This window comes from Halorubrum hochsteinianum, from assembly GCF_023702125.1.
Classification (GTDB): Archaea; Halobacteriota; Halobacteria; order Halobacteriales; family Haloferacaceae; genus Halorubrum; species Halorubrum hochsteinianum.
The window spans coordinates 2493618-2508317 of the sequence record NZ_CP098415.1; the positions used below are offsets into that span (position 1 = coordinate 2493618).

Consider the following 14700-nt stretch of genomic DNA (forward strand, 5'->3'; position numbering starts at 1 on the left):
GACCGCTCCCTCGGTCCCGGTGAGATCACTCCCCCGATCCCGGTGAGACCACCCCCTCGATCCCGGTGGTTTCACGGTGGACGCGTCCGTGGCGATCCCATGGAGCTGTTCTGGCACCGGCGGGACCTCAGAGTCGCCGACAACGTCGGGCTCGCGGCCGCGACGGGGGCCGGCGTCGAGGGGGCCGACCGAGGGCCGGCCGCGGCCGTGTTCGTCTTCGATCCCGACGTGCTCGACCACGCGAGCGACGTGCGAGTGCGCCGCCTGCTCGACGGCCTCGCCGCGCTGCGCGACGACTACCGCGAGCGCGGGAGCGACCTGCTCGTCGCCCGCGGCGACCCGGAAAACGTCCTTCCGCGGCTCGCGGAGGCGCTCGACGCCGAGCGCGTCGTCTGGAACCGCGACTACTCCGGGCTGGCGCGCGAGCGCGACGCCGGCGTGCGGCGGGCGCTCGACGCCGTCGACGTCGAGCGCGAGGCCCACCAAGACGCGGTCCTCCACGACCCGGACGCGATCCGGACGAACGCGGGCGATCCCTACTCGGTGTACAGCTACTACTGGAAGAAGTGGACCGACCGCGCGAAGGACGATCCGCGTCCCGCGCCGACCACGGAGGGGCTCGTCGACGCCGACGCGCTGGCGGCCGCGGTCGGGTCGGAGGCCCGCGCCGACGGGGGCGCTGCGGTCGACCGGGTCGCCGTCGGCGACCTCCCGACGCCCGCCGACCTCGGCTTCGCTGAGCCGGACGCCGAGACCGGTCCCGCCGGCACCGCCGCCGCCCGCGAGCGGCTCTCTGCGTTCCTCGACGAGGCGGTGTTCGCCTACGAGGCCGAGCGCGACTACCCGGCGAAGGAGGCGACCTCGCGGCTCTCGGCGTTCCTGAAGTACGGCGAGATCGGCGTCCGAGAGGCGTACGCGGCGACCGCCGACGCGATGAGCGAGGCGGAGTCGGACGACCGGCCCGACGACGCCCCGGAACAGGTCGAGGAGTTCCAACAGCAGCTCGCGTGGCGGGAGTTCTACACGCAGGTGCTGTTCCACAACCCCGAGGTGGTGACGGAGAATTTCAAGACCTACGAGGAGGGGATCGAGTGGCGCGACGACCCCGAGGAGATCGGCGCGTGGAAGCGCGGCGAGACGGGGTATCCGATCGTCGACGCCGGGATGCGACAGCTCCGCGAGGAGGCGTTCATGCACAACCGGGTGCGGATGATCGTCGCCTCCTTCCTCACGAAGGACCTCCTCGCGGACTGGCGGCACGGCTACGACCACTTCCGCGACCGTCTCGCGGACCACGACACCGCCAACGACAACGGCGGCTGGCAGTGGGCGGCCTCGACGGGGACCGACGCGCAGCCGTACTTCCGCATCTTCAACCCGATGACGCAGGGGGAGCGCTACGACCCCGACGCCGAGTACATCAAAGAGTATGTGCCGGAGCTGCGCGGCGTCGACGCCGACCTGATCCACGAGTGGCACGAGCTGTCGCCAACCCGGCGCGCGAACGCCGCGCCGGAGTACCCGGCACCGGTCGTCGACCACTCGGAGCGCCGCGAGGAAGCGCTGGCGATGTACAAGCGGGCGCGCGGCGAGGACCCGGAGGAGTAGCGACTCCCGGAAGTACCGCCCCGTGCCGGACCTCACTCGGCTGCCTGCGTCTCGACGACCGCATCGATCAGCTCGTTCACCGGAAACGCGCCGTCGTAGTCGAACGACGCGAAGACGGCGTCGTATCGGTCGGCGGGGAAGAGAAACACCAACACGTCGTCGAAAACAGGGTCTGAGCGTCGTACCGGCTCTCCCCGATGAGCTCCCTGAAGTCGTCGCCGGTGATCTGGTTCGACATCACCAGCTGGTACGCCTCGTCGAGGTCGCGGTCCGAGTAGACGTCCTCTAAGTCCTCGCGCACGTGTTCGACGTCGAACGAGACGCTCCGCAAGTCCGCGACGACGCGGGGAGTGGGGCCGTCGAACGCAAGGATGGCCTCGGAGATGGTCGACATGTCAGCGTTGTTTCACCCACGCCGTGATAAATCGGCCCGTGCCGCCGCGGCGGTGGTTCCTCCCGATCAGAACAGCGCCTCGCTCTCGTCGAGGACGCGCGCGGGACCGCCGACCTCCCACACGTCGGTGTCGATACCGACCTCCGCGATCCGGCTCTCCACCTCGTCGACGTGGTCCGCGACCGTGTTGACGTACACCGACGCGCCCGTGTCCGTCGAGAAGTAGACGGGGACGCCCGACTCCCGGAGCTCGCGGACCGCGTTGAACACGGCGATCGTCTCGGGCTGCCAGTACACCCAGCCCGCCGGGCCGGTCATCGTCGTGGCGGTCAACGACAGCGAGTCGTGCTCGGCCGTCTCGAAGATCCGGTCGAACTCGCCCGCGCGGAGCGCGTCGGTCATCTCGACCAACTGGTCCTGAACGTGGGCGGTCCGCGCCTGCATCATGTGGCTCGCGGCGGCCTCGCGGTGGGCCTCCTCGGTCTCCTTGTACGCGGGGACGTGCGCGGCGACGATCCGGAGGTCCTCCTCGGGGTCGAAGCCGTCCTCGCTCACGCCCACGTCGAGCCGGTGAGAGCGACAGTCCTCGTCGTTGAGTCCGGCGTCGAGCCGCGAGTACGCGCCGGTGACGGCGCGGGCCGCAGAGGAGGAGCCGCGGCGGGCGATGGTCGAGACCTCCGGGAGCGAGCGGTCGAGTCCGGCGGCCTCGACTAAGGCGAGCGCGGCCGCCGCGAACCCGGACGACGAGGACCCGAAGCCGATGTTCGACGGGAAGGAGTTCTCGCTCTCCAGCCGCACGGCGGCGTCGACGCCGGCCAGTTCGCGGACGTGGTCGACGACCATGTCGATGCGCTCGGCCGCCCGCCCGTCGACTTCCTCGCCGCCGATGACGTAGGTGTCCTCGCTCGCGTCGGGCTGCCACTCGACGGTGGTCGTCGTCGCGGTCGGGGCGGTACAGAGGCTGATGCTGTCGTGGTACGGGAGTCGCAGTTCCTCGTCGCGCATCCCGTGGTACTTGACGAGCCCCTGGATCGGGTGGGCTCGCGCGGTGGCCTTGCCGGTCATGTCTCGGGAAGCGTCCGGCGGGGGATTAGTCGTTGCGATGAGCGGAAGGAAAATGACGCTCGTCGACGAGCGCTCAGTACGTCTCGACGTCGAGGCCGTCGATGTGCTCAAAGTGATCGCGATTGCGGGTCACGACCGGTTCGTCGTTCAAAAGCGCTGTCGCCCCGATGATACAGTCTTCTCTGTCGATTTCTTTACCCCGGGCGCGAAGCGAGCCGGAAATCTTCCCGGCTTTTCGCATCACGGTCTCGTCGGCGACGACCGCGTGGCGCGTGTCGAGTACGTCGAGGATCGCCTGTCGCCGCTCCTCGGGAGCATTTAACTGTGGAACCGCTTCGTGCAGTTCGAGTACCGTTATCGAGGAGATCTTCTCGGGACGATTCTCCCGTTCGATGAGATCGAGGTATCGGACTGCGTCCCGGTCGTCGTGTAGAACGTCGATGATGAACGTCGTGTCCTCGATCATTCGACGTCCCGTACATCTGCGTCGATCTGTTCGCGCCGGTCGCGAGAACGAGACCGCCCCTCCTCGACGAGGGATTCGAGCTCCTCGGCCTCCTCTTCAGAGAGAATTCCTGCGACTTCCGTCCACGATCGCTCACCGGCGATCCGCTTGACAACGTCGGAAAACGACTCTCCCTCTCGCTTGTGTGATTTGAGCCGCTCGTAGGCCTCCTCGTCAAGCGAAATCGTTTTCGTCGACATCACAGTACACAGTTACGTGTGTATATTTATAAATGTCAGCGCCGAGATTGAGGCTGCGGCCCGTCAGTAGTTCACTCTACGCGGATTCACGGACTAGCAGATAAATCACGACAACCAGCAGCAATACGTCCAGCCCCGCGATCACCGCGAAGGGCGTGCCGAACCCCCACTGCCACGCCCAGTCGTTGTCCCGGGCCTTCGCGTCTCGATACAGCTACCTGCCGAGCGTCGCCCAGAGGACGAGCAGCGCCGCCAGCAGGAACAGTTCGTCGCGGGCGACGGTGACGCCCCAGATCCGATACGTCGGTAGCTGCGCCACGGAGGGTGCGAGGACCATCGATGCGTTCGGGTATTCGCTCTGTTTATAAAAACCGGTATCAGAAAATTAATTCTGACTGGATAACTCACCACCTCTCACACTCGCTTCCGTCCCCGCGCCGGCGACGCGTTCGAGGGGAACCCTTTTTGACCGGTCGGCGGGTACTCCGCGCTATGACCGAGTACACCGTCGAGTTCGTCGGCACCGGCGAGACGATCGAGGTGGCCGACACGGAGACGATCCTCAGCGCCTGCTTCGACGCGGGGATCGCCCAGGAGTACTCCTGTCGCGTCGGCATGTGTCTCGCCTGTTCCGCCGAGATCGTCGACGGCGAGGTGACCCAGCCGGCGGCCCGCGGCCTCACCGACGAGGAGGCGGAGAACTACGCGCTCACCTGTATGGCCCGCCCGCAGTCGGACCTGGTACTTGACCGCGGCAAGTACCCGCCGAGCATCGAGAACGACGCCGCGACGCCCGCCGAGGACGGCGACGGCGCGGCCGCGGACGACGACTGAGGGGCCGAGAGTCCTTCCGTACCTCTTACTGCCACGGTCAAACGTCCGGGAACGCCCCGGCCCATCGATCACTCGGTGAGGAGAGTCCGCGACGATCCGCCGAAACGACTCCCGTCGCGTCCGCGCGCAGTCACATCGCGACCGCGACGGGGAGCAGGACGAGCGAGCCGACGGGCGCACTCAGGGCGCTCGCGACGGCCCACCGGGGGTGTTCGTGACGGAGCTTCCCGGCGAGACCGTAGGGCACGCCCAGTCCGGCCGTGAGCGCGAGGAACATCGCGACGTCCCTGACGAGTTCGGCGGCAACCCCCTGATACTCGCCGGGCGTCCCCGTCGTCGCTAAGAATCCGACGAAGATCGTGACGGCGACGCCGAACGCACCCCAGACGGCCAAGAGACCGAGTTCCCACCAGACGACCGATCGACTGAGTCCGACGTACGCGACCAGCGCGATCGCGAGCGGGAGCACGAAGACGGCGAAAAGCTCGATGTTCGCGCTCTGAAACGGGGCCCCCGGAACGTTCTCGAAGGCGAGGAGGGCGACGCCCAGAAGGATCAGCCCGGTCAGAACCACCGATATCGTCCGGCTATCGAGCGTTCGCGTGGAGGGACTCATGTGAGAAACACCCTATCGAGATGATAAATACTTTTTCGCGGACCGTTCGGTGCGGGTCGAAACGGCGGCTCCGCCCCGCGTTCAGTACGGCACCGCGTACAGCGCGACCGCGAGGAACGGGATCAACGCGATCAGCATCGCGATGGCGTACCCGAACATCTCGCGCGCCCTGACGTTCGTGATCGCGAGCAGCGGCAGCGCCCAGAACGGGTTCAGCAGGTTCGTGTGCGCGTCGCCGACCGCGTACGCGATGGTGGCCTGCCCGTAGGGGACGCCGAGTTCCTGTGCGGCCTGAAGCACCGACGGCCCGACGACGAGCCACTCGCCCCCGCCCGAGGGGACGAACAGGTTGGCGACGGAGCCGACGATCCACGCGATCACGGGGTACGTCGCCGCCGTCGACACGTCGAGCAGTCCCTCGGCGAGCAGCAGCGCCAGCCCGGAACTGGCCATGATACCCTGAATCCCGGCGAAGAAGGGGAAAAGGAGGACGATGCCGGCCGCCGCGCCGGCCGCCTCGTTGAACCGGTCGCGGTAGTACGCCGGACGCTGGTAGATCAGCAGGCCGGCGAAGAGGAACCCGAAGTTGACCGCGTTCAACGTGAACGCGTTGAGTCCCTGCCCCGCGAACTGGACCGCGAGGATCGCGACGCCCGACAGCGCGACCAGCCCACCGATGATCCGGCTGTTGTTCATCCGCTCGGCGGGCACGTCGTCGACCTCCGCCGGCGGCTCGTCGACGGGATCGGACGCGTCGGCGGCGTCGGTTCCACCGTCACTCACCGAGTCGAACAGCTCCGCCTCGTCGACGTACTCCGTGATCCCCTTCGCGCGCTCCCCCGACGGCGCGAGGACGTACAGCACGGCGCTCGCGAAGATGATCGAGAGAACCGTGAGCGTGAGCGCGTACGGGTGGAAAATGGTCTCGGCCGCCGGAATCGTCGACGAGAGGAACTCGAAGCCGGTCCCCTCGCCGATGTTGTTCGCGTCGGTCAACTGGAGCGGCGCGGACCCGGAGATGCCCCAGTGCCACGTCAGGCCGAGCCCCATGTACCCGGCGACCGCGAGCAGCGGGTAGTGGACGGTGATCCCCTTGCGGTGCGCGACCTTCCCCATCTCGCGGGCGAAGATGGCACCCATGATGAGGCTGAACCCCCAGTGGACCCACGCCAGCGACATCGAGATGAACCCGACGAACGCGGCCGCCTGCGCGCCGGAGTTCGGGATCTCGGCGAGCCGCTGGAGTATCGCGTTCACCCGCGGGTGGTACGCGATGACGAACCCGGTCATCAGGATGAGCACCATCTGCATCGAGAACCCGAGGAACGCCCAGAAGCCGCCGTACCAGAACTCCAACAGTTCCACCGGCCCGGAGTCGGTGGCCAACAGCCCGGCCCCGTAGACCAGATACGTCAACAGAATGGCGAAGACGAACGGACTCGGCATCCACCGCTCGACGATCTCCGATATTCGAAACCCGACACGTTCGACGACGCCCGGCTCGCTACTCGCTGCCATACCGTCAGCATCCAGTATCACACATCATAAATAATGGGATACGGTCGCGACGGCTGACAGGTCTCTGGATCGCCGTCGTCCGTCGAACCGACGACGCGGCGCTACTCGACTCGCGCGAACCGGTGGCGGACCACGTCCGCGTCGTCGTCCCACTCGAAGTTCCCGCCGTGGGCTTGGACCATCCGCTCTTTGTACGCCGAAAGCGACGGCGACCCCTCGCGTTTCGCGTCCTCGTCGGTCATGTCGCCGAGTTTCCGTTCGGTCACCTCGGTCAGCTCGAAGGCGACGCCGTCGATCTCGAAGGTGTCGCCCTCGTCGCCGTACCGGTTCCCGCGGTGGAGCTGCGTCACCTCGCCGTCGAGGGCCGCCTGTTTCACGCGGTCGTTCGGCAGCAGGTCGGCCGGGTCTGCGTCAGTCATGCGACCCCGTACGGCCCGCGACGGCTTATGCGCGGCGGCGGGGATCGGCCGGTCCGGTCCCCGGCCTTCCCCGGCGGTCCGGGGTCGCGTTACGGATCTCGAAACCGCCGGCTCGGCGGTGTCCACGTCCGTGAATATCGGTTTCGCGCTCCGAGCCGAGGGATTCAAGATACTGCCGATACCGTTCTCGGATGATGCGACAGGACCACCTCATCACCGCGACCCAGCTCTCGCGGGATGACATCGAGACCGTACTCGACCGGGCCCGAGCGGTCGCCGACGACCCGGCCGCCTACGCGGACCGGCACGCCGGCCGCGTGCTCGCGCTCTGCTTCTTCGAGCCGAGCACGCGCACACGGATGAGCTTCGACAGCGCGGCCAAGCGCCTCGGGATGAACACCATCGACATGGGCGACGTCGACTCCTCCTCGGTCTCGAAGGGAGAGTCGCTGTCGGACACCGTCCGCGTCATCGAGGGGTACGCGGACGCCATCGTCCTCCGGCACCCGAGCGAGGGCGCGGCGACGCTGGCCGGCGAGCGCGTCGACGTGCCCGTGGTCAACGCGGGCGACGGCGCGGGCCAGCACCCCTCGCAGACGCTCCTCGACCTCCACACGATCCGGGAGGACCACGGCCTCGACGACCTGACGATCGGGATCATGGGCGACCTGAAGTACGGCCGGACGGTCCACTCGCTCGCGGCCGCGCTCACGGAGTTCGACGCCAACCAGCACTTCATCAGCCCCGAGTCGTTGCGGCTCCCGCGGTCGGTCCGGTTCGACCTCCACGAGACGGGCGCGCAGATCCGCGAACACGAGGAGATAGAGCCCGTCCTGGACGAGCTCGACGTGCTGTACGTCACCCGGATCCAGAAGGAGCGGTTCCCGGACGAGAACGAGTACCACCGCGTCGCGGGCGAGTACCGGATCGACGCCGAGACGCTCGACGCCGCCGCCGACGACCTGACCGTGATGCACCCGCTCCCCCGCGTCGACGAGATCGCGCCCGACGTGGACGAGACGGACCACGCGCGCTACTTCGAACAGGCCCACAACGGCGTCCCGGTCCGGATGGCGCTGCTCGACACGCTGCTTGAGAACGCGAATCCCGACGCTGACGAGGGGACGGAGGTGGACCGATGAGCGAACACGAACTCCGCGTCTCGAAGATCCGCGACGGCACCGTCATCGACCACGTCGAGGGCGGGCAGGCGCTGAACGTCCTCGCGATACTGGGCATCGACGGCTCCGAGGGGTTCGGCGTCTCGGTGGGGATGAACGTCCCCTCCGACCGCCTCGGGCGCAAGGACATCGTGAAGGTCGAGGACCGAGAGCTGTCGCAGTCGGAGGTGGACGTCCTGTCGCTCATCGCCCCCGAGGCGACGATCAACATCGTCCGCGACTTCGAGGTCGTCGAGAAGAACCGCGTCACCCGCCCGGACACCGTGACCGGCGTGCTCTCCTGCCCGAACCGCAACTGCATCACCAACGCCGACGAGCCGATCGAGACCCGGTTCGACGTCGTCGCCGACGGCGTGCGCTGCGACTACTGCGCGACGATCCTGCGCGCGGACATCGCCGACCACATCGACGTTTGAGGGGGGCTTCCGTGCCGTGCGGACTCATCCCACGCTCCGCGACCGCCTCGCGCTCCGGTAGATTTTAGCGCCCGCCGCCCGACGGTCGTGACATGAGCAAGAAAGCAAAGCTCGTCCTCGTGCTGTCGCTCGTCGCGCTCGCGTACTTCCTCTTCGCCGGCGACAAGGAGCCGGTCGAGGTCTAATAACCGCGCCGCGCTCGCGCCGGGAGTTGTACCGCCTTCCGACCCGCATCGCTCTCCGACTCGTATCGCCCGTCGGCCGCGTCTGCGGTCGACTCCGCGATACCGTCCGTTTTTACCGACCTGTCCCGTAACCGGCTCCATGTACGGGGTCGTCACGCGCAACGCCGACGAGGTCGAGATGGAGCCGTTCGACCTCGGCTTCTACGAGGTCAAAGACGTCACGGGGCGGTCGGCCGAGCCGCTGCCGAACGCCGTGAACATGGTGTCGTGTTTCGGCGACAACGCGGCCGCGAGCGAGAACGAGGACCTCGTTCCGGTCGACGAGCGCGGCGAGCCGGCGACCCGCGACCGCGACTACTTCGACTGGGCGTATATCTGCCCGACGCACCCAGAGTACCGCGAGGGACTGCTGGAGATCATCGCGGACTGCGCCGTCGAGAACGGCGACGTGCGCTTGGACGACGTGGGGTTCCCGCGCGAGGGGTTCTGTCACTGCGACCGCTGCGAGCGCCTGTTCGCCGAGAGCGACCGCGACGAGTTCGCCGACTGGCGCGCCGACGTCATCTCCGAGTTCGTCGCCGAGGCGGCGGAGCTGGTCCCGGGGCGACTCCTCTTCACCCTGTATCCAGACCCGTATCCCGACCACCTCTACGAGCGCGCCGGCCTCGACCTCGACCGCCTCGCGGAGCACGTCGACGAGTTCGTCGTCCCGCTGTACGACATGGAGTACGCGACGACATACTGGCTGGAGACGATCGCCCGCGGCTTCCGCTCGCGGCTCGGCGGCGACTACGACCTCCACGGCGCGCCGCCCGAGACGCCGTTCTCGCTGGAGCTGTACGCGGTCGATGTCGACGTCGACGACCTGATCCACGCGACCGAGGTCGCCGAGACGTACGCGAAGGACGTGTTTTTCGGCTACGACGCGAACAACGCCGCCGCCGCGGTCCGCCGGAAGGATGCCGACTCGCGCGACGGCGAAGTCCACCGGCCGGAGTGACTCGGCCGGACGGGGTGCCGACCGGACCGCCAGCGGCGACGTGAACGAGGGTTTATATACGGCCGCGGTCGACGCCTACTCGACCGGCCGCCGGCGTGCGACACAAACCGGTCGTCTCGCGTTCGCGTGAGGCGGCCGCCTTTCAACGTCCGCGCCGTAGCGGCGGTCGCTCTACACCGTTGAGCCGCCGGCTCGTCGGTTTCTTCGGCGCTGTTGGAACCGATACAGCGACGGCGATACTGTACTTAAACGGAGTGAGTGGCGGCGGCAGTTGCTTATATACCCGAGCGGTGGCGCGTGCCGGTGAGCGGCCGATAGGCCGCGAACCGCACGCGCGAGGTTGCCGGCGCTACGCGCCGGCTGCCAGAGGGACCTTCGGTCCCTCGCTGGAGTCGCTGGCCCCGGAGCGAAGCGGAGGGTGCCAGCGACGAGGCTGGGGAGGTATGAGGAGCGGTCGCGGTGCGGGGCGGGACTCGAAGGGGAAGTCGCGAAGCGGGGGCAGAGGCGACGTAAGCACCGCAGGAGCGAACGGAGTGAGCGACGAGGAGCGTGGTTCGAGACGCCTCCGGCGTCTCGTCATCGCCAGAAATCGGGGATTTCTGGCTAGCAGTCAGAACGCTCCGCGTTCTGACGACATCACGAAAGGCGCTCCGCGCCTTTCGAACGACAGCGAGCGTCTGCCCGCCTCGCGGCTGGGGCTTCGGCGGTGTTTGGGTCGATCTACTGTCGGCGACTTATAAGTAAACGACCGCGGATTCGGAGGACGGTACCGGAGTCCCACGGTTCTCTGTAATCCGTCGAGTCGGATCAGTGAACGGTCCGGTCGTCGTCCGTGTCGATGTCCTCTCGCGGCTCCGCGTTGCCGAACTCGGGGGTCGGCCCGTCGCCCGGTTCGGCCCACTCGACCGCGTTCCGTAGGACCCGTCGAACGTCCTCGTCGTGGTAGATCGGGTACGTCTCGTGGCCCGGTCGGAAGTAGAACACCTTGCCGCTCCCGCGGCGGTAACAGCAACCGGAGCGGAACGTCTCGCCGCCCTCGAACCAAGAGGTGAAGACGAGCGTGTCGGGCGCGGGAACATCGAATCGCTCCCCGTACATCTCCGCTTCCTCCAGTTCGATGGCCTCGCCGATCCCGTCGGCGATCGGGTGGCCCGGCTCGATCGTCCACAGCCGCTCGCGCTCGGCGGCCTCGCGCCACTTCAGCGAACAGCTGGTGCCCATCAGCCGCTTGAATAGCTTCGAGTAGTGCGCGGAGTGGAGGACGATGAGGCCCATTCCGTCGAGGACGCGCTCGTGAACTCTGTCGACGACCGCGTCGCGCACCTCGTCGTGGGCGGCGTGGCCCCACCAGACGAGCACGTCCGTCTCGTCGAGAACGTTCTCGGTGAGCCCGTGCTCCGGCCCCTCGTCGAGGGTCGCGGTGCGGACCTCGTGGCCGCCCTCCCGGAGCGCGTCGGCGACGACGGCGTGGATCCCGTCGGGGTAGATGTCGGCGACGACCTCGCTCTCGCGTTCGTGTCGGTACTCGTTCCAGACCGTGACGCGTGCCATACGCCGCGTGGACGGCCGAGTGACTTGAGCGCTCGCCCCCGCGGCCGCGGACTGGTCGGAGGATTCGCGGGTCGACCGGAAGATAATCGTCGCTCGCGTGAAACGACGAGATATGGTAGGTCTCCGTCAGCTGTACCGCCGCGCCGACGACTGGGCGCGCGGGCTCTCCAGACTCCGGTACGCGCTCTTCACGGGCGTCGTGGTAGTCGCGTCGGTCCTCGCCGTCGGCGTCGTTCTCGGCACGTCGACGACGGTTTACGCGTTCTCGATGGGCGTGACGATGACCGTCATCTACTACGTGACCGACCCCAACTCGACCGACGACGACTGACCGAGACGGCTCTCGGGTCCGCTCAGGCGGTCGCTTCGACGTCCGCCAGCTGGCGGGCGAGGAACTCCGCGATGGAGACGTCCTCCTCCTCGACGAACCGGGCGAGCTCCTCGCCGTCCGCGTCCTCGACGACGACCGTCGGGATCAGCTCGACGTCGTACTCGTCGACGAACTCGCCCTCCTTCCCGTTCGGGCCCTTCACGACCGGGTACGCCTCGATGCGGTCGTCCGGAACGCCGGCGGCCGCGAGCGCGGCACCGAACTCGGGGAGTTGGCGCTGGCAGTCACCGCACCAATCGCCGCCCCACACCTTGAACGCGTAGTCGTCGGCAGCGAGCGCGTCCAGAACCGAATCGTCGAACGCGTCCGCGTCGAGGTCGTCGGCGGGCGCGAGCGTTTCGAGTGTCATATCTGACCGTTCGTCGTCTGGACACCTAAACCGCGCGACGGTGGCAAACGCGATTCGGCGAATCAATCGCCGCGAGTCGATCGTCCACCGTGACCGAGACCGCCTCGCGACTGCCCCTTCGAGTCCCACCCCGCACCGCACAGCACCTCGCGCCTCCCCAGCCTCGTCAGTCGCCTCCGCTTCGCTCCGGCGACTGACTCCCTCGCACGCGCTCCTCGGCCGCGATGCGGCCTCAGAGGCGCGCGCCACCGCACTACTTGGTGCGAAGCGGCGCTTGTACCGCTCGACATCGATTGCCGGAGTCCGCGGGGCCTTTGGGTCGCGACCGCCTCCGTAGAGCCAATGGACGACGACATCCTGTCGACGCTCGGCTCGCCGCTGGTGCGAGTCGACGCGCCCGCGGGGACGACGGTGGCCGCCAAAGTCGAGTCCCGGAACCCGGGCGGCTCGGCGAAGGACCGCCCCGCCCTGTACATGATCGAGGCGGCCGAGGAGGCGGGCGAGATCGAACCGGGCGACCGCATCGTCGAGCCCACCTCGGGCAACACCGGCATCGGCCTCGCGATGGCCGGCGCGGCGCGCGGCTACGACGTGACGCTCGTCATCCCGGAGGGGAAGTCGATCGAGCGCCGCCGACTCATGAGAGCGTACGGCGCGACCGTCGAACTCGTCGACGGCGACATCTCGGACGCGAAGGACCGCGCGGACGAGCTCGAAGGAGACCCGAACACGATCCAACTCCGCCAGTTCGAGAACCCGGCCAACCCTCGCGCCCACTACGAGACCACCGGCCCGGAGATACTCGATCAGGTGGGCGACCGCACCGTCGACGCGCTCGTCGCCGGCGTGGGGACCGGCGGCACGCTCTCCGGAATCGGTCGCCGCCTGCGCGAGGCGTTCCCGGAGGTCCGTATTGACGCGGTCGAGCCGTCGGACAACGCCGTCCTCTCCGGCGGCGAGCCCGGAAACGACGGCTTCCAGGGGATGGGGCCGGGGTTCGTCGCGCCGAACCTCGACGTCGGCCTGATAGACGAGGTCCACGCCGTCGACCTGGCGGACGCCGAGGTCGAGTGCCGCCGCCTCGCCCGCGAGGAGGGGATCTTGGTCGGCCAGTCGTCGGGGGCCTCGAACCTCGCCGCGAAGGACGTCGCGGCCGAACTGCGCGAGACCGGCGCGTTCGCGGGCGAGGAGCCCCTCGTCGTCACCGTCTTCTGGGACAGCGGCGAGCGCTACCTGACGGCGGGCACCTTCGACGGGTGACCCGACGGTCCCGGCGGCCCGAGCCGGCCCAGCGGCCCCAGTCTCCTCGGGGGCCCCGAGCGCGACCGCCAGCGACGTCCGCCGCCACCCGGCCGTTGATTAGCGTCCGGCGCTCAGTTCGCACATGAACACGCGCGCCGAACCGTCGGCCGAGCGGGCCGAAGGCGATCCGACCGGCCCGTCGGACGCCCCGGACCGCCGCTTCGACGGCCCGTGGCTCGCCGCGCTCGCGGCGACGGTCGTCGTCTGGACGCTCCTGTACGCGATCGACTCGGCGTTCCTGACGCCCGAGACCCCGGTCGGGGCGGCCGTCGGCTTCGCGCACGGCTACCTGCTCGCGCCGCTGGCGACCGCGACGCTGCTGCTCGACGCGCTCTCGCTCGCGGAGCGCCGCGTCGTCGACCTCGGTCTGTTCAAGTGGCTCTACGCGCTCGCCGCGCTGCCCGCGCCGCCGGTCGCGGTCCTCTACTACGCGCACCGCGAGTGGCTGAAACCCGAGGACTCGGACCTCCTCGGAGGGCCCTGATGGTCGCGGACGATCCGTTCGACGGTCCGTCCGAGACCCCCTCGAACGGATCCGCCTCCGCGACCGGCGACGCCGGAACGGTCGAGTCGCTCGTCACGGCCCCCGAGGGCGGCGCGCCGCCGGTGCTCCGCGACGCGGTCGAGATCCGCGCCGACGGCGTCGAGGGCGACCGCTACCGGCGCGGCGACGGCCACTTCCAGCTCGACGGCTGCGCGGTCACGCTCGTCGCCGCGGAGGCGCTCGCCGCGGTCCATGAGGGGACCGGCGTCGACGTGACCGACGGTCGCCACCGCCGGAACGTCGTCGTCGAGGGGTTCGGCCCCGGAATGGACTCCCTCCTCGACGCGACCGTCGCGGTCGGGGACGCGCTCCTGCGGCCGACGCGTCGCCGGCCCCCGTGCGCGCACCTGGAGGCCGTCGCCGGCGAGGAGGGTCTCGCGTCGGCGCTCCAGGACCGCGGCGGGCTCTGCTGTGACGTGATCGAACCCGGCCGCGTCGCCGTCGGCGACTCCGTGACGGTCCGCGAGGCCGACCCGCGGACCGCCGGCGCGGCCATCGCGGAGCGACTGGCGGAGCGAGGCCGGACCGCGGACCGGGAGTGAACCCCCCGACCGCTCGCCGGGAGAGGACGGTTTATCCGAGTCGCGCGCGACGGCGGAGACGAGACGTGAGCCTCGCAGTC

Annotated in this window: 19 protein-coding genes; 9 read left to right on the forward strand and 10 right to left on the reverse strand. The window is 68.7% G+C overall.

Features of this window, described 5'->3' with window-relative positions; translation table 11 throughout:
• Positions 1-99: 99 nt before the first annotated feature.
• Positions 100-1608, forward strand: coding sequence for a cryptochrome/photolyase family protein (locus tag NAF06_RS12650; protein WP_008580903.1), 1509 nt, complete (start codon positions 100-102; stop codon positions 1606-1608).
• A 76-nt stretch (positions 1609-1684) separates the two neighbouring features.
• Here the strand turns inward: NAF06_RS12650 and NAF06_RS12655 are convergent, their stop codons facing one another.
• From NAF06_RS12655 to NAF06_RS15490, 5 genes are all read right to left on the reverse strand, one after another.
• Entirely contained in the window at positions 1685-2002 is a 318-nt protein-coding gene (locus tag NAF06_RS12655) for a DUF7522 family protein (RefSeq protein WP_008580905.1), read from the reverse strand.
• A 66-nt stretch (positions 2003-2068) separates the two neighbouring features.
• The gene (gene mvaD / locus NAF06_RS12660) at positions 2069-3067 is read right to left on the reverse strand and encodes a phosphomevalonate decarboxylase MvaD (protein ID WP_008580907.1); all 999 of its coding nucleotides are present in this window, start codon (positions 3065-3067) and stop codon (positions 2069-2071) included.
• A 73-nt stretch (positions 3068-3140) separates the two neighbouring features.
• On the reverse strand, positions 3141-3533 hold the full coding sequence (locus NAF06_RS12665) for a PIN domain-containing protein (protein ID WP_008580909.1): 393 nt from the start codon (positions 3531-3533) through the stop codon (positions 3141-3143).
• The gene (locus NAF06_RS12670) at positions 3530-3772 is read right to left on the reverse strand and encodes an antitoxin VapB family protein (RefSeq protein WP_008580910.1); all 243 of its coding nucleotides are present in this window, start codon (positions 3770-3772) and stop codon (positions 3530-3532) included. The genes NAF06_RS12665 and NAF06_RS12670 overlap by 4 nt, the downstream gene beginning before the upstream one ends.
• A gap of 214 nt (positions 3773-3986) precedes the next feature.
• A complete protein-coding gene (locus NAF06_RS15490) occupies positions 3987-4109 on the reverse strand; it encodes a hypothetical protein (protein ID WP_256470634.1) in 123 nt (40 codons plus the stop codon).
• Positions 4110-4264: 155 nt separating this feature from the next.
• Between NAF06_RS15490 and NAF06_RS12675 the strand changes: the two genes are divergently transcribed.
• Positions 4265-4606, forward strand: coding sequence for a 2Fe-2S iron-sulfur cluster-binding protein (locus NAF06_RS12675; protein ID WP_008580914.1), 342 nt, complete (start codon positions 4265-4267; stop codon positions 4604-4606).
• A gap of 130 nt (positions 4607-4736) precedes the next feature.
• On the opposite strand, the gene NAF06_RS12680 is transcribed toward NAF06_RS12675, so the two are convergent.
• The 3 genes from NAF06_RS12680 to NAF06_RS12690 form a co-directional block, all read right to left on the reverse strand.
• On the reverse strand, positions 4737-5222 hold the full coding sequence (locus tag NAF06_RS12680) for a hypothetical protein (RefSeq protein ID WP_239638682.1): 486 nt from the start codon (positions 5220-5222) through the stop codon (positions 4737-4739).
• An 81-nt stretch (positions 5223-5303) separates the two neighbouring features.
• Entirely contained in the window at positions 5304-6740 is a 1437-nt protein-coding gene (locus NAF06_RS12685) for a short-chain fatty acid transporter (RefSeq protein WP_008580917.1), read from the reverse strand.
• A 101-nt stretch (positions 6741-6841) separates the two neighbouring features.
• The gene (locus NAF06_RS12690) at positions 6842-7159 is read right to left on the reverse strand and encodes an ASCH domain-containing protein (protein ID WP_008580918.1); all 318 of its coding nucleotides are present in this window, start codon (positions 7157-7159) and stop codon (positions 6842-6844) included.
• 194 nt (positions 7160-7353) lie between these two features.
• Between NAF06_RS12690 and pyrB the strand changes: the two genes are divergently transcribed.
• From pyrB to NAF06_RS12705, 3 genes are all read left to right on the forward strand, one after another.
• Positions 7354-8301: an aspartate carbamoyltransferase gene (pyrB, locus tag NAF06_RS12695; protein ID WP_049908519.1), complete on the forward strand. Its 948-nt coding sequence runs from the start codon at positions 7354-7356 to the stop codon at positions 8299-8301.
• Entirely contained in the window at positions 8298-8756 is a 459-nt protein-coding gene (gene pyrI / locus NAF06_RS12700; protein WP_008580921.1) for an aspartate carbamoyltransferase regulatory subunit, read from the forward strand. Before pyrB ends, pyrI begins: the two co-directional genes overlap by 4 nt.
• Positions 8757-9080: 324 nt before the next feature.
• Positions 9081-9941 (forward strand): hypothetical protein, encoded by an 861-nt coding sequence (locus NAF06_RS12705; RefSeq protein WP_008580922.1) that lies wholly within the window; start codon positions 9081-9083, stop codon positions 9939-9941.
• Between the two features lie 807 nt (positions 9942-10748).
• Here the strand turns inward: NAF06_RS12705 and NAF06_RS12710 are convergent.
• Complete coding sequence (locus tag NAF06_RS12710; RefSeq protein ID WP_008580924.1) at positions 10749-11492, reverse strand: ThuA domain-containing protein; 744 nt, start codon at positions 11490-11492, stop codon at positions 10749-10751.
• Between the two features lie 112 nt (positions 11493-11604).
• Between NAF06_RS12710 and NAF06_RS12715 the strand changes: the two genes are divergently transcribed.
• Entirely contained in the window at positions 11605-11823 is a 219-nt protein-coding gene (locus NAF06_RS12715) for a hypothetical protein (protein ID WP_008580927.1), read from the forward strand.
• Between the two features lie 22 nt (positions 11824-11845).
• Here NAF06_RS12715 and NAF06_RS12720 read toward each other — a convergent pair whose 3' ends face one another.
• Positions 11846-12232: a TlpA family protein disulfide reductase gene (locus NAF06_RS12720; protein ID WP_008580930.1), complete on the reverse strand. Its 387-nt coding sequence runs from the start codon at positions 12230-12232 to the stop codon at positions 11846-11848.
• Positions 12233-12574: 342 nt separating this feature from the next.
• Here NAF06_RS12720 and NAF06_RS12725 point away from each other — a divergent pair, with 342 nt between their 5' ends.
• The 3 genes from NAF06_RS12725 (at position 12575) to NAF06_RS12735 (ending at position 14620) form a co-directional block, all read left to right on the forward strand.
• Entirely contained in the window at positions 12575-13492 is a 918-nt protein-coding gene (locus NAF06_RS12725; protein ID WP_008580932.1) for a PLP-dependent cysteine synthase family protein, read from the forward strand.
• Positions 13493-13616: 124 nt separating this feature from the next.
• On the forward strand, positions 13617-14018 hold the full coding sequence (locus NAF06_RS12730; RefSeq protein WP_008580935.1) for a hypothetical protein: 402 nt from the start codon (positions 13617-13619) through the stop codon (positions 14016-14018).
• Positions 14018-14620 carry an MOSC domain-containing protein gene (locus tag NAF06_RS12735; protein WP_008580937.1) on the forward strand — a complete coding sequence of 201 codons (603 nt, stop codon included), beginning with the start codon at positions 14018-14020 and terminating at the stop codon, positions 14618-14620. Before NAF06_RS12730 ends, NAF06_RS12735 begins: the two co-directional genes overlap by 1 nt.
• Positions 14621-14700: the final 80 nt, after the last annotated feature.